The sequence below is a fragment of the Sphaerotilus sp. genome (genome assembly GCF_034519685.1).
Taxonomy (GTDB): domain Bacteria; phylum Pseudomonadota; class Gammaproteobacteria; order Burkholderiales; family Burkholderiaceae_C; genus Sphaerotilus.
This window is the reverse complement of the sequence record NZ_JAXHOF010000003.1, coordinates 1233325-1255326: the sequence shown is the minus strand read 5'-3', so window position 1 is coordinate 1255326 and position 22002 is coordinate 1233325. Positions and strand designations below refer to the sequence as shown.

Sequence of the window (22002 nt, the reverse complement as noted above, 5' to 3'; positions counted from 1 at the left end):
CGTCAAGCACGCAGCCACCAGCCGCCCCAGGCGACGGCGGCGATCAGCAGCAGGCCGGGGACCACCTGCTGCGCAAACGGCCGCCCGCCGGCCGACACGGCGGCCACGCACTTGGCCAGCGTGTTCGTGGTCAGCGCGAGCAGGATGGGCAGCGGCGCCGCCTGCGCGCCGATCGCGCCCGAGGCGACCAGCGCGGCCACCGACACCGCCGGCGCGTGCGTGTCGGCCAGTCCGGCGAGCGCAGCGCCCGCCGCCAGCCCCGCCTGTCCATACGCGCGGCTGAGCACGGCCGAGGCCAGCGAGACGGTGGCCAGCACGGCCGCCATCGCCAGCGCGGCCTTGAAGCTGAAGGCGTTGCCGAGGTCGGCGGCGACTTCGCCGCTGCTGCGCATCGAGCGCCACGTGACCAGCCCGCCGAAAGCCAGCGCCACCCCGCCCGCGCCGAGCAGCGGCAGCGCCATCGCGCGCAGCGTGGGCAGGCTGGTCACCGCCAGCAGCAGCGCCATCTGCACCACCGTGCCCACCGTGGACAGCACGGCACCCGCGACGGCCGCCTGCGCCAGCGCCGGGTTGTTCCGGGCGCGGGTGCCCATTGCGCCGATGGTGGCGGTGCTGGAGATGAAGCCACCCGACAGCCCGATCAGCGGCAGCCCCCAGCGGTTGCCCAGCACACGCAGCGCGACATGGCCCGCCGCCGCGATCGACATCACCAGGATCACCACCAGCCACAGCGCCCGTGGCTGCAGCGCGCCCCAGGGGTCGATCGGCCGGTCCGGCATCAGCGGCAGGATCAGCAGCGTGGCGACCGCCAGCACCAGCAGGTCGTGCAGCTCCTGCTCGGTCAGCCAGCCATGGACGAACTGGTGGATCGGGTCGCGCGCGGCCAGCAGCACCGCGACGACGACGGCGACCGCCGCCGCCCAGGCCGGCGCCTGCATCGCCCACGCGCCGAGCAGCAGCGTCACCAGCAGCGCGATCTCGCTGGTCAGTCCAGGATCGTCGGAGCGGCTGCGCAGGTAGCTGACCACCGCCAACAGCGACACGCCGACCACGCTGGCCGCCAGCGCCGCCGTCCCCAGCCCGCCGGCCAGCGCACCCAGCAGCGACACCAGCGCGAAGGTGCGGATGCCCGCCGGGCCACGGCTGGCGCCGGTGCCCTTGCGCCGCTCGCGCTCCAGCCCGATCAGCAGCCCGATGCCGAGTGCCACCGCGAGGAAGGGCCAGGAAACATCCGACAGTGCCGTCATGGCGCCGATGGTACGGCGCCGGCCGTCGTTGACGTTGCTGCCGTCGCTGTCGCCGTGCCCGCCTCGCGCCAGGCCTTGGGTGTGACGCCGTGGTGCGTGCGGAAGGTGCGGATGAAATAGCTCGGCGCCGCGAAGCCGCAGGCCCAGGCGACTTCCTTGCCCGCGAGCGTCGTCTCGCGCAGCAGCCGCGCCGCGCGCTCCATGCGCAGCCGGTTGAGGCAGCCGATCAGCGTCTCGCCGGTGACCTCGCGGAACAGGTGCGAGAGGTAGTCCGCCGTGCAGCCGGACTGCTCGGCCAGCCGGCGCACGCTGAGGGTGTGGTCGCCGAGCTGGTTCTGGATCAGCACACGCAGGCGGGCGATCAGTGCCGGTTCGCGGCGGGCTTCGCCATCGGCCGTGTTCAACGCCAGCAGCACGCCGGCCAGCGCCGCCGCCACCAGCGCCCGTGCCTGCGCCTCGGCCCACGGCTGCGCGGGGTCGGACGGGCTCTGGCTGGCATGGAACAGCCAGTCGTGGACACGGGTGGCTTGGGCGTGGTGGCGGGTTTCGAGGTGGGTGATGCCGGGGCGGCCGGGGCCGTGCTCATGCGCGAGGTGGCACATCAACGCGCTGCCCGCCGTGTTCACCACCACGTTGCGGAACACCGCACCACGTGCCGCGCCCACATGTTCGTCGTGGCGCAGCTGTGGCGGCACGATCAGCGCCTCTCCCGCCGCCAGCCGACAGCCGGCATGGGGGAAGCGGAAGTCGGTCCAGCCCTCGACCTGCACGAACAGTTCGGGGGTCAGGTGAAAGTGTCCGTCGCCGCGCGACTGCGGTGCGTCCAGGGGCTGCGGGCGGTGGACGACGAGCTGGCCGGCCTGTGCAGCGCCCAGTGCAGCGGCCAATGCGGCCTCCAGGTTTTTTTGCATCATTGTCAGAATTCTGCTAGTGCTTGAACTTGGATCCTTGGGCCGGAATCTCTACGCTATGGGCTTGTCACCTGCCGATCCCCGCTTCGGATGCCCTCCATGAAAACCAAGATTTCTGTCATTGTCTGGAACGAATTCCAGCACGAACGCCAAAACCCCGCCGTGCAGGCGATCTATCCCGACGGCCTGCACGCGGTCATCGCACAAGGCCTGCGCGACACGCCTGCGCTCAACCCCGGCGCGCTGCCGCTGGAGGTCTCGACCGCCACGCTCGACCAGCCCGAACACGGTCTGAGCGAGGAGAGGCTGGCGGGTTGTGACGTGCTGGTCTGGTGGGGCCACAAGGCGCACGACCAGGTGAGTGATGCCATCGTCGAGCGTGTGCAGCGCCGTGTGCTCGAAGGCATGGGCCTGATCGTGCTGCACTCGGGGCATTTCTCGAAGATCTTCCGCCGCCTGATGGGCACGAACTGCTCGCTGAAATGGCGCGAGGCGGACGAGAAGGAGCGGCTGTGGGTGGTCGAGCCGTCGCATCCGATCGCGGCGGGGCTGGGCGAATATTTCGAGCTGCCGTATGAGGAGATGTACGGCGAGCGTTTCGACATCCCAAAGCCCGAGAGCCTCGTGTTCCTGTCGTGGTTCGAGGGCGGCGAGGTGTTCCGTTCGGGCTGCTGCTGGGAGCGCGGGCACGGGCGGGTGTTCTATTTCCGCCCCGGCCATGAGGCGTACCCGACGTACCACGACGCCAATGTGCAGCGCGTGCTGACCAACGCCGTGCAGTGGGCGGCGCCGCGCGTCAACATCGTCGACGTCTGCCCGATGAGCCCGCCGCTGGAGACGCTCAGCCCGAAGGCGCTGAACTTCGGCAAGGTCGGCATCCAGCAGAGCCGGGGAGACATTGCATGAGCGAGAGCACGAACGGGGGGACGAACGGGGGGACGAACGGGCGGCGTTTACGCATCGGCGTGATCGGCCTGGGCATCGGCCGCATGCACATCGAGGGCTGGCGGCAGCATCCGCAGGTCGAGGTGGTGGCGATTGCCGACGCCGACCCGGTCCGGCTGGCCGCGGTGGGCGACCAGTTCGGCATCCCGGGGCGTCACACCAGCGCCGAGGCGATGCTGGCGGCCGAGTCGCTGGACGTGGTCAGCGTCTGCACGCCCAACAAGTTCCACAAGGACTTGACCCTGGCGGCGCTGGCGGCGGGCTGCCATGTGCTGTGCGAGAAGCCGATGGCGATGAACGCTGACGAGGGCCGCGAGATGCTGGCCGCCGCCGAGCGGGCGAGCCGGCGGCTGATGATCAACTTCTCGTACCGCTTCTCGGCGCAGTCGCGGGCGCTGAAGGCGCAGGTCGATGGCGGCGTGTTCGGCGAGTTCTACTTCGGCCGCACGGTCTGGCACCGCCGCCGCGGCATGCCGGGCTTCGGCGGCTGGTTCGGCACCAAGGCGCTGGCCGGCGGCGGGCCGCTGATCGACTTGGGTGTGCACCGGCTGGACCTGGCGCTGTGGCTGATGGGCTACCCGAAGCCGACCTGGGTGATGGGCGCGACCTACGACCCGATCGCCCGAGAACTGGCGGACAAGGCGGGCAAGACCTTCGACGTGGAAGACCTGGCCACCGCGTTCATCCGCTTCGAGAACGGCGCGACGCTGGCGCTGGAGGCCTCCTGGGCGGCCAACATCGCCGAAGCCGAGCTGATGGAGACGCGCCTGCTCGGCACCAAGGCGGGGCTGCTGCAGAAGAACCTGCACGAGGGCTACACCTTCGATGCGCACCTCTACACCGAGCTGAACGGGGCGCCGTTCGACCTGCACCTGCACCAAGCGGCGACACCCGCGCCGTCGGCGATGCACGACTACGCCGACGCCATACTCGGCGACCGGCCACATCCCGCGCCGGGCGAAGAAGGGCTGATCGTCATGGAGCTGCTGGACGCCATCTACGAGAGTGCGCGCACCGGCGCGCCGGTGAAGCTGTGACGGCCGCCGTCGAACTGCGGCCTGATGCTGCGCGGCTGTCGCGGGCGCGCACGGCGGTGCGCTGGCAGTTCGGGGCGCTGGGCGTGCTGGGCGGGGCGTGGGGCGCGCACATTCCGTCGGTGAAGGCGCAGTACGCGCTCAACGAGACCACGCTGTCGCTGGTGCTGCTGTCGGCGGCGCTGGGGGCGGTGTCGTCGCTGTTCTTCGCCGGGCGGCTGGTCGAGCGGCTGGGCGTGCGCGGCGTGGTGCGGCTGGGCGCAGTGGTCATGGGGGTGGCGCTGGCGCTGGTGCTGCACTGGCCGGGGCTGTGGGCGGTGCTGCCGGCGATGGTGCTGTTCGGGGCGCTGATGAGCTGCTACGACGTGTCCATCAACGCCGAGGGCACGGCGCTGGAGAGCCTGTCCGGCCGCACCGTGATGAGCAACCTGCACGGCACCTTCAGCCTCGGCGCGATGGCCGGGGCCGCGTTGTGCGCGGGGCTGCTGTGGCTGGAGATCGCGCCCGCGTGGCAGCTCGCGGGCCTCGGGCTGGGCGTGTCGGTGCTGGCGATGTTCACCTCCCGCGGGCTGCTGGACGGGCATCCCCGTGACGCCGGTGACGACAGCGAGCAGGCGCACTTCGCCTGGCCGCGCGGCATGCTGCTGGTGATCGGCCTGCTGATCTTCGCCGGCATGGGGGCGGAAGGCGTGATGTACGACTGGTGCGTGCTCTACCTGAAGCAGGAGGTCGGCATGCCGCAGGACCTGGCTGCCCTCGGCTACGCGAGCTTCTGCGGCGCGATGGCGCTGGCGCGCTTTGCCGGGGACGCCCTGCGGGCGCGGTATCCGGAGCGGCTGCTGCTCGGGGCGAGTGCATCGCTGTCGGCGGTGGCGATGGCGGTCGTGCTGCTGAGCGGGCACCCGGTGGTGTCGCTGATCGGCTATGCCTTCGTCGGGGCGGGGCTGGCGCCAGTGGTGCCGATCCTGTTCAATGCGGCGACCCGGGTGCCGGGCGTCAGCCGGGCGGCGGCGATCGCGTCGGTGTCGTCGATCGGCTACTCGGGTTTCCTGGTCGGGCCGCCGCTGATCGGCTTCATCGCGCACTCGGCGACGCTGACGGCGGCGATGTGGGTGGTGGTGGCCGGGACGGTGTTGCTGGGGCTGGGGGCGCGGCGGGTGCCGGTGCAAGACTGATTGCGCTGGACCGCGCAGACAAAAGGAAATCGCGCCCGAAGGCGCGATTTCTTGTGCTCTGTGTCTGTGGTCACTGCGGTGTCTGGTCGGGGTGAGAGGATTCGAACCTCCGGCCTCTACGTCCCGAACGTAGCGCTCTACCAGGCTAAGCTACACCCCGAAAAACAAATCGCGCCACGAATTTCGTGCGGCGCGATCGTTTGAATTGTTTCCTGGTCGGGGTGAGAGGATTCGAACCTCCGGCCTCTACGTCCCGAACGTAGCGCTCTACCAGGCTAAGCTACACCCCGTGTGCCGACCGATGCCTCTGATGACTCAGAAGCTCCTGTCAACTGCCAAGACTGACAATGTTAGCAGCGCGTCCTTGAATTGGGAAGGGGGCAGCAGTGAAATGTGCTGCCGCGCCCGTTCGGCTTCTTCCCGGGCGGTCTGGCGCGTGGTGTCCAGCGATCCGGTGCGGCGCACGATCTGGATGATCTCGTCGAGTCGCTCGACTTCGCCGTGTTCGATGGCGTGGCGGATCAGTTCGCGCTCGGCGGCTGTGCCATTGCCCATCGCGTTCAGCAGCGGCAGCGTCGGCTTGCCCTCGCGCAGGTCGTCGCCGACGTTCTTGCCGAGTGCCGCGGTGGCGCCTTCGTAGTCGAGCAGGTCGTCGACGATCTGGAATGCGGTGCCCAGCGACTGGCCGTAGGCGGCACAGGCCGCTTCGACCTCCGGGGCCGCGCCGGCCAGCACCGCGCCGATGCGCGCACTGGCCTCGAACAGCTTGGCGGTCTTGTAGCGGATGACACGCAGGTAGTCCTCGACGCTGGTGTCGGGGTCGTGCATGTTCATCAGCTGCAGCACCTCGCCCTCGGCGATGACGTTGGTGGCCTCGGCCAGCACGTCGAGCACGCGCATGCGGTCCACCGACACCATCATCTGGAAGGCGCGCGAGTAGAGGAAGTCGCCGACCAGCACGCTGGCGGCGTTGCCGAACAGCGCGTTGGCGGTCTTGCGGCCGCGGCGCAGCGCCGATTCGTCGACGACGTCGTCATGCAGCAGCGTGGCGGTGTGGATGAACTCGACGGTCGCGGCCATCTCGAAGCGCTCGGGGCCCTCGAAGCCGAGTGCGCGCGCAAAGAGCAGCACGAGTTGCGGGCGGATGCGCTTGCCGCCCGCACTGACGATGTAGTGCGAGATCTGGTTGATCAGCGCAACTTCCGAGGCCAGACGGCGGTGGATCACGGCGTCAACCTGCGCCATGTCGCCGGCCATGAGCTGCGTGACGGCGGAGGAGGACGGCTGGGTGGCGGTGGCGAGGCTCACGAGGAGGGGCTGGTTGGGATGCGCACAATCCGGCGATTATAGGAACCCCGTCACAAGTGCTGACCCGCCAGTCTTTGGTGCAGCGGGCTTTGCCTCGTGCAGATGTGATGCGAATCCGACAGCGGCCGGCTCAGGCGGGATTGTGCGTGGCATAATCTTGGGCTTCGCGTTTGCCGCTGGGATGTTGCCTGTGGCATCACGCGAAATACCTTACCCCCAAGAAAGGGCTGATATGTACGCGGTCATAAAAACCGGTGGCAAGCAATACAAGGTTGCAGCCGGCGAAAAAATCAAAGTAGAACAGATCACTGCGGACGTTGGCCAAGAGATCGTGATCGACCAGGTGCTCGCCGTTGGAAGCGGTGCAGAACTCCGGGTTGGCGCTCCCTTGGTTGATGGCGCAACGGTGACGGCCACGGTGCTGTCGCATGGTCGGCACGACAAGGTCCGCATCTTCAAGATGCGCCGTCGCAAGCACTACCAGAAGCGCCAGGGCCACCGCCAGAACTACACCGAGCTGCAAATCAGCGCGGTGCTCGGCTGATTCCCGTCGCCTCTCCCATCCAGCACATCCTCAGAGGATCTGAACCATGGCACAGAAAAAAGGCGGCGGTTCCACACGGAACGGCCGCGACTCCCAACCGAAGATGCTCGGCGTCAAGGCCTACGGTGGCCAGGTCGTCAGCGCCGGCTCCATCATCGTGCGCCAGCGCGGCACCCGTTTCCACGCTGGCAGCAATGTCGGCATGGGCCGTGACCACACGCTGTTCGCGCTGGTCGATGGCACCATCTCGTTTGCCACCAAGGGCGCCGAGAACCGCAAGACCGTGATCGTCACGCCGGTCTGAGCGATCCGCGACGACCTGCGGCACGCTTAGGCGTGTGCGCATGAAGCCCCGGCGTGCCGGGGCTTTTTTGCTTTGAAATTCGTTGTTCGTTGAACCCCTGGCGGTGATGCGCCTGGACGCTGGAGTACAAGCATGAAATTTGTCGATGAAGTCACCATCGATGTGGCCGCCGGCAACGGCGGCTCCGGCTGCGCCAGCTTCCGGCGCGAAAAATTCATTCCGTTCGGTGGCCCGGACGGCGGCAACGGCGGCCGTGGCGGCCATGTCTTCGTCGTCGGCGACCGCAATCTGAACACGCTGATCGACTTCCGCTACATCCGTCGCTATGAAGCCCGCAACGGCGAGTCCGGCCGCGGTTCGGACCAGTTCGGTGCGGCCGGCGCGGACGTCGTGCTGCGCGTGCCGGTCGGCACCATCATCCGCGACGGCGAGACGGACGAGGTCATCGCCGAGCTGCTCACGCACGGCGAGGAGATCATCCTGGCCAAGGGCGGTGACGGCGGCTTCGGCAACCTGCACTACAAGACCAGCACCAACCGCGCCCCGCGCCAGAAGACCGTGGGCTGGCCGGGCGAGGTCAAGAACCTGAAGCTGGAGCTGCGCGTGCTGGCCGATGTGGGCCTGCTGGGCATGCCGAATGCGGGCAAGTCCACGCTCATCACCGCGATCTCCAACGCCCGCCCCAAGATCGCCGACTACCCGTTCACGACGCTGCACCCGAACCTGGGCGTGGTGCGGGTCGGGCCGAGCCAGAGCTTCGTGGTCGCGGACGTGCCGGGCCTGATCGAGGGCGCGTCCGAAGGTGCGGGCCTGGGCCACTACTTCCTGCGCCACCTGCAGCGCACCCGCGTGCTGCTGCACATGGTGGACGCAGCGCCGTTCGACGAGGGCGTCGATCCGGTCGCGCAGATCCGCGCGATCGCCAAGGAGCTGAAGAAGTACGACAAGGGCCTCTACGAGAAGCCGCGCTGGCTGGTGCTCAACAAGCTCGACATGATCCCGGACCCCGAGGAGCGCAAGGCGCGGGTGAAGGACATCGTGCGCCGCCTGCGCTGGAAGGCGCCGGTGTTCGAGATCTCGGCGCTGACCCGCGAGGGCTGCGAGCCGCTGGTGCGTGCGCTCTACCAGCACGTTTCGGCGCTCAATGCCCCCCCGATCGAGGTGCCCGACGTGCGCTTCGTCGAAGCCGACAACGAAGCCACGCCGCCCGATCCGACCGATCCGCGTTTCCGCTGAACACCCGCCCAGTTCCTGTCTTTCACGAGGTCACCATGAGTGATGTGCTGCTGAACGCACGCCGTATCGTTGTCAAGGTCGGCTCCAGCCTGGTCACCAACGATGGCCGCGGCCTGGACGCCGAGGCCATCCACGCCTGGTGCGTGCAGCTCGCCGCGCTGGTGCGCCAGGGGCGCGAGGTGGTGATGGTGTCGTCGGGCGCCATCGCCGAGGGCATGAAGCGCCTGGGCTGGGCGACGCGGCCGAAGGAGCTGCACGAGCTGCAGGCCGCCGCCGCCGTCGGGCAGATGGGGCTGGCGCAGATCTACGAGACCTCCTTGCGCGAGCAGGGCCTGGGCAGCGCGCAGGTGCTGCTGACCCACGCCGACCTGGCCGACCGCGAGCGTTACCTGAATGCGCGCTCGACGCTGCTGACGCTGCTGGGCCTGGGCGTGGTGCCGGTCATCAACGAGAACGACACGGTGGTCACCGACGAGATCAAGGTGGGTGACAACGACACGCTGGGCGCGCTGGTGGCGAACCTGGTCGATGCGGATGTGCTCATCATCCTGACCGACCAGAAGGGCCTGTACTCGGCCGACCCGCGCAAGGATCCGGAGGCGAAGTTCATCTTTGAGGCCGTGGCCGGCACGCCCGAGCTGGAGCAGATGGCAGGCGGCGCGGGCTCCAGCATCGGCAAGGGCGGCATGATCACCAAGATCCTGGCGGCCAAGCGCGCGGCGGGCAGCGGGGCGTCCACCGTGATCGCCTGGGGCCGCGAGCCGCAGGCGCTGCTGCGGCTGGTGGCGGGCGAGTCGATCGGCACCCTGCTGGTGGCGACGACGCCGAAGGTGGCGGCACGCAAGCAGTGGATGGCCGATCACCTGCAGCTCAAGGGTGCGGTGGTGGTGGACGACGGCGCGGCGCTCAAGCTGCGCGACGAGGGCAAGAGCCTGCTGCCGATCGGCGTGGTGGAGGTGCAGGGCGAGTTTGCCCGCGGCGACGTGATCGCCGTGCGCACGCTGGCCGGCGTCGAGATCGCCCGCGGGCTGGCGAACTACGCCTGCAGCGAAACCCGGCGCATCGCGCGCAAGCCGTCGTCGCAGATCGAGGGCTTGCTGGGCTACGCGAACGAGGCGGAGTTGATTCATCGGGACAACCTCGTTCTCGGGTGACCTCCCCCTTGTCATGGGGGGTGTTGTGTGAATTTCGCATATTGGGGCATGGACCCCACCTGTCTGCGGGTGGTGATCGGCGCTGGACTGTCTAGACTTGGCTGCACTGGCTGATTCCGAACACGTTCTTTTCCTGCTATGGGCGGACGTGCTGGGTTGTCCTCAAATCAAGTACAGGAGCTTTTTCATGCATACCTCCATTCGCAAGACTGCCGCCGCCGCCGCGCTGATGTTCGTTGCCTTCGGCAGCCAGGCACAGACGATTCCCCTGGTCGATGCTGGCTTCGACGCCCCGACCTTGGGCTACCCGGCTTCCTGGTCGATCGGCAGCGGCACGCCGACACTGGTCGCCGGCCAGCTGGATCTGGACATGGACGAGTCGGTCTACCAGTCCTTCTCGGTGCTGAGCGCTGCGCTGTACACCATCAGCTTCGACGTCATAGGGGAAGGCCGCTCGCGTCTGTTCCTGTCCAGCTCCGTGCCCAGCTTCGGTTCGATCAACCCGGACACCCTGGTGGTGGCCACCAGCGGCAGCTCGCTGAATGCGGTCACGGACTGGGGCCCCACCATGACCAACACGTCGTACACCTTCCAGGGTCTGGCCGGCGAGTCCTACCATCTGTACTTCTCGGGCAAGGGCCTGAATGGCATGGTGGTGGACAACGTCAGCATCATGGCCGCTCCGGTGCCGGAGCCCGAGTCCTACGCGATGATGCTGGCCGGTCTGGGCGCGCTGGGTTTCATGGCCCGTCGCCGCAAGCAGTCGCAAGGCTGAGCCTGATCGCAGTGGCCGCTCCGGCGGTCACCTGCAAAAGAAAAGCGCCTCGACCGAGGCGCTTTTTTGTTGGCGGTTGCGACTGTGGACGGCGATTCAGCCCAGCACCGGCGCCAGCGCCCGGCGTGCCTCGGCTTCGCTCAACGCCTGCCGGGCCGCGAAGTCCGCCAGCTGGTCCTCGCCGATCTTGCCGACGTTGAAATACGCCGACGCGGGGTGCGCCAGATAGAAGCCGCTGACCGACGCGGCGGGCGTCATCGCCAGGCTCTCGGTCAGGTCCATGCCGATGTCGCGGGCGTCGAGCACCTCGAACATCGCCCGCTTGACGAGGTGGTCCGGGCAGGCCGGGTAGCCCGGCGCGGGCCGGATGCCGCGGTACTGCTCGGCGATCAGCGCCTCGTTGCTCAGCGCCTCGTCCGGCGCATAGCCCCACAGCTCGGTGCGCACGCGCTGGTGCAGCCGCTCGGCAAACGCCTCGGCCAGCCGGTCGGCCAGCGCCTTGAACAGGATGGCGCTGTAGTCGTCGAGGTCGTCGAGGAACTGGCGCTCCTTCTTCTCGATGCCCAGCCCAGCGGTCACGGCGAACAGGCCTATGTAGTCCGGCTTCGTGCCTGGACCCGATTTGGGCGCGATGAAGTCGGCCAGCGAGCGGTTCGGCCGACGCACGCCGTCGATCACCGGGCGCTCCGACTGCATGCGCAGCGGCTGCCAGCGCAGCACGACCTGCTCGCGCGATTCGTCGGCGTAGACCTCGACCGTGTCGTCGTCCACCGTGTTGGCGGGCAGCAGGCTGATGACGCCGTTGGCTTGCAGCCAGCGGCCCTCGATCGCCCGCTGCAGCATGCGCTTGCCGTCGCTGAACACGCGCACCGCCTCAGCGCCGACCACCTCGTCCTTCAGGATGTCCGGAAACTTGCCGGCCAGGTCCCAGGTCTGGAAGAAGGGCGCCCAGTCGATGCACTGGGCGAGTTCGGCCAGGTCGTAGTTGCGGAACACGCGCCGGCCGATGAACTTCGGCTTCGGCGGCGTGTAGGCCGCCCAGTCGAGCGGCGTCTTGTTGGCGCGCGCGGTCGCCAGCGGCACCATCGGCGTGGCCTTCTTGTTGGCGTGCTGGGTGCGCACGCGGTCGTAGTCGGCGTTGAGTTCGTCGATGAACTTCGCCGCCCGCTCGTCGCTCAGCAGGTCCGAGCACACGCCCACCGAGCGGCTCGCGTCCGGCACGTAGACCACCGGGCCGCTGTAGTTCGGCGCGATCTTCACGGCGGTGTGGACGCGAGAGCAGGTCGCACCGCCGATCAGCAGCGGTGTGCCTCGTTCGCGGAAGTAGTCATCGCGCTGCATCTCGGCCGCAACGTGCTGCATCTCCTCCAAACTCGGCGTGATGAGACCGGACAGGCCGATGATGTCCGCGCCTTCCTCGCGCGCCTTCTTCAGGATGTCCTGACACGGGACCATCACGCCCATGTTGACCACCTCGAAGTTGTTGCACTGCAGCACCACGGTGACGATGTTCTTGCCGATGTCGTGCACGTCGCCCTTGACGGTGGCGATGACGATCTTGCCCTTCGGCTTGGCCTCGCCGCCCGCGTCGACCATGGCCTTCTTCTCGGCCTCGATGTAGGGCAGCAGGTGCGCGACCGCCTGCTTCATCACGCGGGCCGACTTCACCACCTGCGGCAGGAACATCTTGCCCGCGCCGAAGCGGTCGCCGACGATGTTCATGCCGGCCATCAGCGGGCCTTCGATGACGTGCAGCGGGCGCCCACCCTTGGCCGCGATCGCCTGCCACGCCTCCTCGGTGTCGGCGTTGATGAAGTCGGTGATGCCGTGGACCAGCGCGTGGCTGAGGCGGTCCTCGACGCCCACTGGCTGCTCGGCCGTGCCGCGCCACGCGAGCTTGGCCGAGTCGTCCTTGGCGGCGCCCTTGGCGGTCTCGGCGATCTCGATCAGGCGCTCGCCCGCGTCGGGGCGTCGGTTGAGCACCACGTCCTCCACGCGCTCGCGCAGCATGGGTTCCAGATCGTCATAGACGCCGACCATGCCGGCGTTGACGATGCCCATGTCCATGCCGGCCTGGATCGCGTGGTAGAGGAACACGGTGTGGATCGCCTCGCGCACCGGCTCGTTGCCGCGGAACGAGAAGCTCACGTTCGACACGCCGCCCGAGACCTTGGCGCCGGGCAGGTTCGCCTTGATCCAGCGCGTGGCCTCGATGAAGTCCACGGCGTAGTTGTCGTGCTCCTCGATGCCGGTGGCGATGGCGAAGATGTTCGGGTCGAAGATGATGTCTTCGGGCGGGAAACCGACCTCATCCACCAGGATCCGGTACGCCCGTTCGCAGATCTCGATCTTGCGGGCGTAGGTGTCGGCCTGGCCTTTTTCGTCGAAGGCCATCACCACGGCGGCGGCGCCGTAGCGCTTGACCAGCTTGGCCTGGCGCTTGAACTCGGCCTCGCCTTCCTTCATCGAGATCGAGTTGACGATGCCCTTGCCCTGGATGCACTTCAGGCCGGCCTCGATCACGCTCCACTTCGACGAGTCGATCATGATCGGTACGCGCGCGATCTCCGGCTCACCCGCGATCAGGTTCAGGAAACGCACCATCGCCGCCTGGCTGTCGAGCATGGCCTCGTCCATGTTGATGTCGATGATCTGCGCGCCGTTCTCGACCTGCTGGCGCGCAACAGTCAGGGCGCGCTCGTACTCGCCGGCCAGGATCATCTTGGCGAACACGCGGCTGCCGGTGACGTTGGTGCGCTCGCCGACGTTGACGAACAGCGTGCCGGCGCCGATCTCGACGGGTTCGAGGCCCGAGAGGCGCATCGGCGGGGGGGTGAGGGTCGTCGTCATGTTGTTGTGGTCCGGTTCAGGCGGTGGCGGTGGCGGTGGCGTCGGCGGCGATCAGCGAGGAGAAGGTCTGCCCGTGCTGGCAGCGCGGCCGGTACTGGCCCACCCGCTCGGCGATGGCGCGGATGTGGTCCGGCGTCGTGCCGCAGCAGCCGCCGGCGATGTTCAGGAAACCCGCCTTCGCGAACTCCTCGACCAGCGCGCCGGTGATCTCCGGCGTCTCGTCGAAGCCGGTGTCGCTCATCGGGTTGGGCAGGCCGGCGTTGGGGTAGCAGGAGATGAAGGTGTCGCCCGCGATGCGCGACAGCTCCTCGATGTAAGGCCGCATCAGCGTGGCGCCGAGTGCGCAGTTCAGGCCGACGGCGATCGGCTTCGCATGGCGCACGCTGTTCCAGAACGCGCCCACCGTCTGGCCGGACAGGATGCGGCCCGAGGCGTCGGTGACGGTGCCGGAGATGATGACGGGCAGGCGCTCGCCGGTGTCTTCCATCAACTCGTCGAGGGCGAAGATCGCGGCCTTGGCGTTGAGCGTGTCGAAGATGGTTTCCACCAGGAACAGGTCGCAGCCGCCGTCGAGCAGCCCCTTGGCCTGCTCGTAGTAGGCCGCGCGCAGCGCGTCGAAGCTGGTGTTGCGGGCGCCGGGGTCGTTCACGTCGGGGCTGATGCTGGCAGTGCGCGGCGTCGGGCCGAGGGCGCCGGCGACGAAGCGCGGCTTGTCCACGGTCGAGAACTGGTCGCAGCAGGCGCGGGCGAGCTGCGCCGCCGCCACGTTCATCTCGTATGCCAGCGCGCCGAGGTCATAGTCCTCCTGCGCCACGCTGGTGGCGCCGAAGGTGTTCGACTCGATGATGTCCGCCCCGGCGGCGAGGTACTGGCTGTGGATCTCGCGGATCACGTCCGGGCGGGTCAGCACCAGCAGGTCGTTGTTGCCCTTGAGATCCTTGCCGTGGTCGCGCAGGCGCTCACCGCGGAAATCGGCTTCGGTGAGCTTGTAGCGCTGGATCATCGTGCCCATCGCACCATCGAGGACGACGATGCGCTGGCGGAGCAGGTCCGGCAGTCGGGTTGCGCGGGTGTAGGCAGGGGAGGGGGCGGTCATGCACGGGATTGTAGGAAAATCCGCTCCATCCATCTTCGGAGGCAATGCCGTGAGCTTCATGACCTTTCCCGAGACCGACACCCTGCGGCGTGATGCTGCGGTCCCCTCTCTGGCCGATCTCTATGCGGAGATGTTCGCCGCCGCCATGACGCCCTGGACCTGGGCCAGCGTCTGGTGGCAGCCCTGGCCGGTGCTGGACATTCGGCTTGGCGTGATCTCGGGGGATCCTGCGCCTGGCGACAGACCGACCTCCGCGTCGGCGACCGATGCTGCGGTGATCGAGGTGGTGCCTGTGGTGGTGTCCGAAGGCGCCGCCACTGTCGCTGACGATCTGACGCGCATCGAGGGCATCGGCCCGAAGCTGGCGCTCCAGCTGGGCGAGGCCGGCATCACGACGTTTGCTGCGCTGGCGGCGACGTCGGTGGAACGGCTGGAGGCGCTGATCGCCGCGGCGGGCGCACGCTTCAAGCTGGCGCGCCCGCAGACCTGGCCGGAGCAGGCTGCGCTGCTGGCGGCGGGCGACGAGGCCGGCTTCGCCGCCTTGGCCGCCCGACTGAAGGGCGGCGTGCGGGTCTGAGGTCCGCCGCCACCGCGGCGGCGGTCAATGCGTGAAGCCGATGCTGCGCCGCTCGCGCACCTGTGGCTTCACGCGGTGCTCGCCTTCGAGCTGCGACAGGAACTCGTCCGCGTCGAAGGCCTCGCCGAGGATGTCGACCTGCCGGCGCACCGCCGCATAGTCGCCGCAGGCCAGCTGATCGAGTGTCGACAGGCGTTGGCGCTGCTCCTCGGTCAGCCGGGCTGCATCGCCCTCCAGCGCTTCGGCCACGAACATGCGCACGCGCTGTTCGCTGGTCAGCGGGTTGAAGCGGATCTTGAAGGTGAAGCGCCGCAGCGCCGCCTCGTCCAGCTCCTCGAACAGGTTGGTGGTGCAGATGAAGACGCCGCCGAAGCGCTCCATGCCCTGCAGCATCTCGTTGACCTCGGTGACCTCGTAGGTGCGCTCGGCGCGCTTGCGGCTGCGCAGGAAGCTGTCGGCCTCGTCGAGCAGCAGCACCGCCTGTTCGGCCTTGGCCTCGCTGAACATCTTGGCCATGTTCTGCTCGGTCTCGCCGACGAACTTGCTCACCAGGTCGCTGGCCTGCCGGACCATCAGCGGCCGACCCAGTTCGCGGGCGATGTGCTCGGCCAGCGCCGTCTTGCCGGTGCCGGGGGCGCCATGGAAACACAGCGCGCCGTGGCCGCGCCGCTTGAGCGCCTCGACGATGCGCGGAATCTCGAACCGGCTCTCGACGTTGAGCAGGCTCAGGTCGTAGGTCGTCACCACCGGATGGGCACGGTCCTGCTGTCGATCGACGGTGCCGAGCGCGAGGTCGGCGTGGGCGATCTGGCGCTCGATCAGGGCTTCGATCGACTGCAGCGGCGCGGCACCGTGGGCATCTCCAATCAGCTTGGCGAAGCGCACGGCGGTGCGGATCTGCGCCGGGGTCAGCGCCTTGCGCTGCGTCAGCCGCTCGACGAACTCGGCGCTCACCGGCGTGTCGCCGAGCGCGCGCAGCACCAGCGCCTCGCGCGCGCCGGGTGGCGGCGACTTCAGCTCCAGGTGGTACTGGAAGCGCCGCCGGAAGGCCGGGTCGATCTGCTCGATGCGGTTGGTTACCCAGAGCACGGGCACCGGGTTGGTCTCCAGGATCTGGTTCACCCAGGCCTTGCCGTTGACCGACGAGCTGCCGCCGTGTGGGGCGTCGCTGCTGTCCATGCGGGCCATGAGCTGCGCGGCGTCGGACGAGACAGGCGGGAACACATCCTCCACCTCGTCGAACAGCAGCGCCACGTTCGGGCTCGCCTTCAGGAACACCTGGCTGATCTGCAGCGAGCGGTAGCGGTCACGGCCCGAGAGCGAGTTGCCGTCGCGGTCGGCGTATTCGACCTCGTACAGCTCCAGCCCGGCCGTCTGTGCAACGACGCGGCCGAGTTCGGTCTTGCCGGTGCCGGGCGGGCCGTACATCAGCACATTCACCCCCGCCTCGCGCCGCTCGACCGCGTTCTTCAGCAGCGCGATCAGCACATCCACCTCCTCGCCGACGAAGTGGAAGTCGGCCGGGGTCAGCTCGCTCTTGGTCGCCGGCCGCGTGAAGACGGCCATCAGATCCTGCGGGTCGCGGTATTCGCGCATCAGCACCGGCGGGAGCTGGTCCGAGACCTTCATCAGGTCGGCCAGGTCGGTGATGTTGTGCTCGGAGATGAGGTTCTCGATCATGCCGATGCGCTCCAGCCGCGAGCCGGCGCGCAGGGCTTCGGCCACGTCGCGCTGGTCCACGCCGGCCACCTCGGCGATGGTGGCATAGGCCTCCTGGGCGCTCGACACCTTGAACTCGACCAGCAGCCCGCGCAGGTCGCGCTGGTAGCGGGCGAGCGTGCCGTAGAGGAGGAGGGCGCGCTCGGCCGGGTTGAGCTGCAGCAGCCCGGCGAGCACCTCGACGTTCTTCTCGACCAGCGTGGCGCTCTCGCGCAAGTGCTGGCCGAGCCACTCGCCGGTGGTGCCGAGCACGGCCATCAGGTCTTTCGGCGCGTCCTTGACGTACTCGTCGAGGTAGAAGAAGAGGGTGCCTTCCTCGTAGGGGCCGCGCCACCAGCCGTGTTTTTCCAGAAAGGCGACGTCGTCCAGCGCCTCGTGGCCGGTCCAGGCCTCGTGTTCCTTGACCCGGCGCCCCAGGAATTCACGCAATCGGCCCAGCACGGTGACCGGCCAGACCAGATGCCGCGCGGTGAGGGCGAGCAGGCTGTTCCAGTCACGCCGGCCGGCGAAGCGGCTGGCCTGGCGCAGCGTCAGCGTCAGCACGAAGTGGGAGCACAGCTGGTCCAGCACCGGCGACTCCTGCAAGCCGGGCGAGAGCAGCACGGGCGCACCGCCGGGACGGCTGCGGGAGCGGCGGACAGTCTGTCTGGACACTTCCTTGCGCATGCAAGCTCCTCGGGATCGTTCAAGGACGGACACGCGGCCATCTTCGCGCCAATGGCCGATCGGACGCAAGTTGCAAAACGGCTCGGGCGCTTGCCGTTTACCCGCCGTTGCACACGGTCCCGGACACGCTGCAGCTCAATGCAGCACGACCGGGTGGTGGGCCAGCGTGGTGTAGCCGGACAGGAAATCGTCGATGCGGGCTTCGTCGTCGGTCTGGCTGATGAGGTACTCGACGCCGGCCTGGAAGTGGTCCGCCAGCAGTCCGCCGAGGTAGATCTCGCGCCGGCTGGTCTTGTCGACGATCTCGAAGCCCTGGCCGGCCACGGTGCTGCCGGAGAAATGCATGACGGCGAAGTTTTCCGAGTTGTAGAGCATCTGCATGGTGCCGTTCTCCTGGGCGTGGGTTGGGGGGCAGGTGGGGCGGTGACCTGGGGTTTCAAGCGCGGGGTCAGGCGGGCTGCAGTCCGTCGAGGACCAGCTCCAGGGGGTCACCGGACGGCTCGCTGAGGCGGATGCGCACGGGCCAGTGCTGCTGCTGGGGGTCGATCCAGACCTCGGCCCGTGTGTCGGTCGGCGTGTCGGGCTCGCGGCGCAGCTGCCACAGGCCGCTGCCGTCGCGTCCCTGCACCGTGAAGATCCAGCGCTGCACATCGCCGCCTGTGCTGGCCACGTCCATCTCCAGGGTGCTGCCGGGGCGCCAGTCCCCTGCGGGCGGCGCGGCCATGCGGGCGGCGAGCTGGGCGATCCAGCTCAGGCGGTCCTGGGCGCCCGGGCGCAGCGGCTCCGTGCCTTCGCGGGCGGAAAAGGCGATGCGCGGCGGCCCCTGGTCCCGCACGAAGCTGAGGGCCCGTTCGCTGCGCTTGAGGCGCCGCTCGGTGTGGCGCAGCGGGACCAGACCGCTGGCGTCGAGCTGGCCGGTGCTGGTTTCCATGAAGATCAGGCCGAACACCGGCACCCGGGCCTCCAGCCGCATGCGGTAGCTGCCCGCGTCGCGCTGCCAGTCGATCTGGCCGGTGCCGGCCAGCGGACCGCGCTTCATGCGGTAGCGCAGGAGCACGGATGGGGGCGCCACCAGCGCATGCGAGGCCGCGACCGTGGCGGCTGGGGGGCTGCGCCCTGGGCTGTTGCCTGCGGTGGCCAGCGCCAGCTGCAGGGGCTCGGCAGGCGCCTCGGCTGACATGTGGACGGCATCGGGCTCGGGTTCGGGCTCGGGCACTGCCACTGCCACTGCCACTGTGTCGACTGCCGTGGCCTTGGGGGGCGGTCGGGGTGGCGATGCCACAGGCAAGGGGACAGGCAAGGGGGCGGGCACAACGGGCACGGCATCGGACAGCGCGCCCGACACCCGTGTCTGCTGCTGCGGCGCTGGTGGCGCAGGCAGCGCGGTCACGCTGGGCAGCGCGGAGGGCACGGCAACGGGCACCCCCACGGGTGACACGGCCGGCCGGCTCCAGGCGTCCAGCACCCACAGGTGTGCGGCCACGACCGCCGCCAGCGCCAGCGCCAGGTGGGGCGCTGCTGCCCGCATGCCGGGCCGCCGCGGGGGAGCGACAGCGGTGGTGGCGGGCGGGCGGGTGGTGGGGCGGGGCATGGGTGCAATCTACAACGGATCCTTGGCGGCCCGCCCACAACGTGCGAGCAGCCCTGTCCGGTGACACGCCGTGCCGCAGCGCATGCCATCATCGCCGCATGAAACTCGCGACCTACCGGGACGGCTCCCGCGACGGACAACTCGTCGTCGTGTCGGCCGACCTCACCCTGGCCCACCACGCCAGCGGCATCGCCACCCGCCTGCAGCAGGTGCTCGATGACTGGAACTTTCTGGCGCCGCAGCTGCAGGATCTGGCCCGCACACTGGCCCTCGGCAAGGCCCGGCATGCGTTTCCCTTCGAGCCGCGCATGTGCATGGCGCCGCTGCCGCGGGCCTGTCGGCTGGTCGATGCGGACCTCGCGCCTGGTGTTGCGCGCATCGGGTCCGAGATGGCCGGCGATGCGATGACCGGGCCGCACGGCGCACTGCCGCAGGCCGAGCCGGGCACGGCGCTGGACTTTGCCGCGCGGTTGGTGCTGGCCCTTGGCGATGTGCCGCGCGGTGCGGCGCAGGACCAGGCGCGCGACGGCGTGCGGCTGCTGATGCTGGCCTGCCACTGGCAGCATGTGCTGTGCGGGCCGCCGCGGGCATGGCTCGATGCGTCGATGGCCTGGGCGCCGGTGGCGTTGACACCCGACGAACTCGGGCGGGACTGGCGCCGCGGGCGGCTGGCGCTGGCCCTGTCCACATCGGTCGACGGCACTGCGCAGCCGCCGGCCGAGGCCAGCCCGGCCAGCGTCCCGGAGGCGGGTGCACTGGTGGCTGGGCTGGCGCGTCACCGTGCCGTGACGGCCGGCACCTTGCTGGCGCTGCCGGGCCCGCAGCGCACAGCGCTGGACGGTGCGGCACAGATCGAGATCGACGCCCGGGACGGGCTCGGGCAGTCGGTGTTCGGTGCGATCCTGCAGCGGCACCGGTCCGATGACGACCGGGCCGTGGCGGGTTGACCGTGGCGACGGCCGTGGCCCGTGCCGGCAGGCGATGCATCCAGTGGGCCACACGGGCTACCCGGGCCATCCGGGTCACCTGGGTCACCTGGCTGGCGCTGGTCTGCCTCTGCCATTCCCCCCTGGCGTCTGCCCGGACAGGCGATGGGGATGCGCAGTGCCCGCCTGCCCCGATTCCCTTCACCGATGCGGAGCGCCAGGCGGGCGAGCACGCGCCGCAGGACCGCGGGCTGCTCTGGCGCATCGAAAAGGATGGCCGCAGCTCGCACCTCTACGCCACGATCCACCTCGCCCGGCGGGAATGGGCCTTCCCGGGGCCACGGGTGCGCGCGGCCCTCGCGGCGTCTGACCGCGCGGCGTTCGAGCTGGACCTGCTGGACCCCGCCGTGCTGGAGCGGCTGCAGCGCGCGGCCCGCAGCCGGCCTGGGGCTGCGCGGCTGCCGCCCCAGGAAGCACGGCAGATCGCCCAGGCCGCACGCCAGGCCTGCGTGCACGGCACCCTCGACGGACTGCGCCCGGAGCTGCAGGTCGTGACCCTGGTGTCGCTGGCTCTGCGCCGCGGCGGGCTGGACCCGGCCTGGGGCATCGATGGCGTGCTGATGCAGCGCGCACAGGCGCTGGGCGTGCCGACCGTGTCGCTGGAAACGCCTGAGCTGCAGATGGCCTTGCTGGTGCACGACACGCCCGGCGCGACACTGGCCGCCGTGCGGCAGGGGCTGGCGGAGCTGGACAGTGCCACGGCCCGCGCGGTCGCGCAGCGCATGGTGGAGGGCTGGGCCGAGGGCCGGCTGGCCGATCTGGAGGACTTTGCCTCCTGGTGTGCCTGCCAGGAGCATGAAGCCGACCGCATCCAGCACCGCGCCACCGTCGATGCCCGCAACCCCGCGATGGCCGACCGCATCGCCGCCTTGCACGCGCGCGGCCACACGGTCTTCGCCGCCGTGGGCGCACTGCACATGCTCGGCCCGGAAGGGCTGCCGCAGCTGATGGCGCGCCGAGGTTTCCGGGTCGAGGCCGTTCCCCTCGTGCCCCTTGTGCCGGTTCCCCCCCGTCTCCCCCACGAACGTCAGTGACACTGCGTGCATCGCTGGGCACAATGGACCGGCGCATCACCACCGTCCCGACCCTGAGGAAAACAACATGACAGACCCCAACGCCTTCAGCGAATCGTTCAGCAAGTTCGTCCCTGGATTCGAGTTCCTCCAGGGCCTGGTCAAGAACGCCGGCCAGACGCTGCCGAGCATCGGCCAATGGGTGGCGCCGACACTGGACCCGGCCGAGCTGGAGCGCCGCATCAACGAGCTGCGCACCGTGCAGTTCTGGCTGGAGCAGAACGCCAGGATGATCGGCACGACCGTGCAGGCCCTCGAAGTGCAGCGCATGACGCTGGGCACGCTCAAGTCCATGAATGTGCAGATGGGTGACCTGGGCGAGGCGCTCAAGGTGCGACCGATGAGCGACATGTTCCAGGCCGCTGCCAACGCAGCCGCGGCGGCAGCGGCGCCCGCCCCGTCTCCTGCGCCTGCGCCTGCTGCTGCCGAGCCGGCCGCCGCGCCGGCCGTCGACCCGATGCAGTGGTGGGGTGCGCTGACCCAGCAGTTCACGGAGCTGGCGACCCAGGCGATGCAGGCTACCTCCGAGGCCACCGCCGACGCCCAGGCCCGTGCGGCCGAGGCGCTCAAGGCGTCCACGGAGGCGGCGGCCCAGGCGCAGGCCCGTGCGTCGGAGGCGCTGGCCGAGGCGGTGAAAGAGGCTGTCAGCAATGCCGCCGAGACGGTGGCGGTCGCCTCGCCGAAGAAGACGGCTGCACGCAAGGCGACGCCCAAGCCCGCGCCCAAGCCTGCCAGCGAGTCACCTGTTCCCAGTCCCGCCTCCACCGCGGCCTCGCGCAAGGCGCCGGCCCGCAAGTCGGCCAAGGGCTGA

At 69.3% G+C, this 22002-nt stretch carries 20 protein-coding genes and 2 tRNA genes; 12 read left to right on the top strand and 10 right to left on the bottom strand.

Translation table 11 applies throughout. The features are described 5' to 3' along the window. Positions 1–2: 2 nt before the first annotated feature. Both U5O44_RS09525 and U5O44_RS09520 read right to left on the bottom strand, forming a co-directional pair. Positions 3–1247, bottom strand: a complete 1245-nt coding sequence (locus U5O44_RS09525) for an MgtC/SapB family protein (RefSeq protein ID WP_322588190.1) — start codon at positions 1245–1247, stop codon at positions 3–5. Next, positions 1244–2158 carry a helix-turn-helix transcriptional regulator gene (locus U5O44_RS09520; RefSeq protein ID WP_322588189.1) on the bottom strand — a complete coding sequence of 305 codons (915 nt, stop codon included), beginning with the start codon at positions 2156–2158 and terminating at the stop codon, positions 1244–1246. Before U5O44_RS09520 ends, U5O44_RS09525 begins: the two co-directional genes overlap by 4 nt. Positions 2159–2257: 99 nt before the next feature. Between U5O44_RS09520 and U5O44_RS09515 the strand changes: the two genes are divergently transcribed. Genes U5O44_RS09515 through U5O44_RS09505 form a run of 3 tightly spaced genes read left to right on the top strand, consistent with a single transcriptional unit; the run spans position 2258 to position 5312 of the window. Beyond that, positions 2258–3064 carry a ThuA domain-containing protein gene (locus U5O44_RS09515; RefSeq protein ID WP_322588188.1) on the top strand — a complete coding sequence of 269 codons (807 nt, stop codon included), beginning with the start codon at positions 2258–2260 and terminating at the stop codon, positions 3062–3064. Then, positions 3061–4140, top strand: a complete 1080-nt coding sequence (locus U5O44_RS09510) for a Gfo/Idh/MocA family protein (RefSeq protein ID WP_322588187.1) — start codon at positions 3061–3063, stop codon at positions 4138–4140. The genes U5O44_RS09515 and U5O44_RS09510 overlap by 4 nt, the downstream gene beginning before the upstream one ends. Next, positions 4137–5312, top strand: coding sequence for an MFS transporter (locus tag U5O44_RS09505; RefSeq protein ID WP_322588186.1), 1176 nt, complete (start codon positions 4137–4139; stop codon positions 5310–5312). The genes U5O44_RS09510 and U5O44_RS09505 overlap by 4 nt, the downstream gene beginning before the upstream one ends. A gap of 83 nt (positions 5313–5395) precedes the next feature. Here the strand turns inward: U5O44_RS09505 and U5O44_RS09500 are convergent. The 3 genes from U5O44_RS09500 to ispB all read right to left on the bottom strand — a co-directional run bounded on the left by U5O44_RS09500 (position 5396) and on the right by ispB (position 6569). Further along, positions 5396–5472 (bottom strand) — tRNA-Pro (locus tag U5O44_RS09500). Between the two features lie 53 nt (positions 5473–5525). After that, positions 5526–5602: transfer RNA gene (locus U5O44_RS09495), tRNA-Pro, on the bottom strand. 25 nt (positions 5603–5627) lie between these two features. Continuing rightward, entirely contained in the window at positions 5628–6569 is a 942-nt protein-coding gene (gene ispB / locus U5O44_RS09490) for an octaprenyl diphosphate synthase (RefSeq protein ID WP_322588500.1), read from the bottom strand. A 283-nt stretch (positions 6570–6852) separates the two neighbouring features. Here ispB and rplU point away from each other — a divergent pair, with 283 nt between their 5' ends. From rplU to U5O44_RS09465, 5 genes are all read left to right on the top strand, one after another. After that, positions 6853–7164 (top strand): 50S ribosomal protein L21, encoded by a 312-nt coding sequence (gene rplU, locus U5O44_RS09485; protein ID WP_179632469.1) that lies wholly within the window; start codon positions 6853–6855, stop codon positions 7162–7164. 46 nt (positions 7165–7210) lie between these two features. Further along, positions 7211–7468: a 50S ribosomal protein L27 gene (gene rpmA / locus U5O44_RS09480; protein ID WP_179632468.1), complete on the top strand. Its 258-nt coding sequence runs from the start codon at positions 7211–7213 to the stop codon at positions 7466–7468. A 132-nt stretch (positions 7469–7600) separates the two neighbouring features. Then, complete coding sequence (gene obgE / locus U5O44_RS09475) at positions 7601–8704, top strand: GTPase ObgE (RefSeq protein WP_322588185.1); 1104 nt, start codon at positions 7601–7603, stop codon at positions 8702–8704. 35 nt (positions 8705–8739) lie between these two features. Continuing rightward, a complete protein-coding gene (gene proB / locus U5O44_RS09470; protein WP_322588184.1) occupies positions 8740–9858 on the top strand; it encodes a glutamate 5-kinase in 1119 nt (372 codons plus the stop codon). Positions 9859–10045: 187 nt separating this feature from the next. Further along, positions 10046–10633: a PEP-CTERM sorting domain-containing protein gene (locus U5O44_RS09465; protein ID WP_322588183.1), complete on the top strand. Its 588-nt coding sequence runs from the start codon at positions 10046–10048 to the stop codon at positions 10631–10633. Positions 10634–10729: 96 nt separating this feature from the next. On the opposite strand, the gene metH is transcribed toward U5O44_RS09465, so the two are convergent. Beyond that, entirely contained in the window at positions 10730–13483 is a 2754-nt protein-coding gene (gene metH, locus U5O44_RS09460) for a methionine synthase (RefSeq protein WP_322588182.1), read from the bottom strand. Positions 13484–13499: 16 nt separating this feature from the next. Beyond that, a complete protein-coding gene (locus tag U5O44_RS09455; protein WP_322588181.1) occupies positions 13500–14579 on the bottom strand; it encodes a homocysteine S-methyltransferase family protein in 1080 nt (359 codons plus the stop codon). Between the two features lie 58 nt (positions 14580–14637). Here U5O44_RS09455 and U5O44_RS09450 point away from each other — a divergent pair, with 58 nt between their 5' ends. After that, positions 14638–15156: a helix-hairpin-helix domain-containing protein gene (locus U5O44_RS09450; protein ID WP_322588499.1), complete on the top strand. Its 519-nt coding sequence runs from the start codon at positions 14638–14640 to the stop codon at positions 15154–15156. Positions 15157–15180: 24 nt separating this feature from the next. Here U5O44_RS09450 and U5O44_RS09445 read toward each other — a convergent pair whose 3' ends face one another. The 3 genes from U5O44_RS09445 to U5O44_RS09435 all read right to left on the bottom strand — a co-directional run bounded on the left by U5O44_RS09445 (position 15181) and on the right by U5O44_RS09435 (position 19132). After that, entirely contained in the window at positions 15181–17541 is a 2361-nt protein-coding gene (locus tag U5O44_RS09445; protein WP_322588180.1) for an ATP-binding protein, read from the bottom strand. A 135-nt stretch (positions 17542–17676) separates the two neighbouring features. Beyond that, complete coding sequence (locus U5O44_RS09440; protein WP_322588179.1) at positions 17677–17922, bottom strand: BTH_I0359 family protein; 246 nt, start codon at positions 17920–17922, stop codon at positions 17677–17679. 67 nt (positions 17923–17989) lie between these two features. Next, on the bottom strand, positions 17990–19132 hold the full coding sequence (locus tag U5O44_RS09435; RefSeq protein WP_322588178.1) for a DUF3108 domain-containing protein: 1143 nt from the start codon (positions 19130–19132) through the stop codon (positions 17990–17992). 98 nt (positions 19133–19230) lie between these two features. Here U5O44_RS09435 and U5O44_RS09430 point away from each other — a divergent pair, with 98 nt between their 5' ends. The 3 genes from U5O44_RS09430 to U5O44_RS09420 all read left to right on the top strand — a co-directional run bounded on the left by U5O44_RS09430 (position 19231) and on the right by U5O44_RS09420 (position 22002). Beyond that, positions 19231–20079 carry a fumarylacetoacetate hydrolase gene (locus U5O44_RS09430; protein ID WP_322588177.1) on the top strand — a complete coding sequence of 283 codons (849 nt, stop codon included), beginning with the start codon at positions 19231–19233 and terminating at the stop codon, positions 20077–20079. 2 nt (positions 20080–20081) lie between these two features. Then, entirely contained in the window at positions 20082–21152 is a 1071-nt protein-coding gene (locus tag U5O44_RS09425) for a TraB/GumN family protein (protein ID WP_322588176.1), read from the top strand. 67 nt (positions 21153–21219) lie between these two features. Then, positions 21220–22002 (top strand): PhaM family polyhydroxyalkanoate granule multifunctional regulatory protein, encoded by a 783-nt coding sequence (locus U5O44_RS09420; protein WP_322588175.1) that lies wholly within the window; start codon positions 21220–21222, stop codon positions 22000–22002.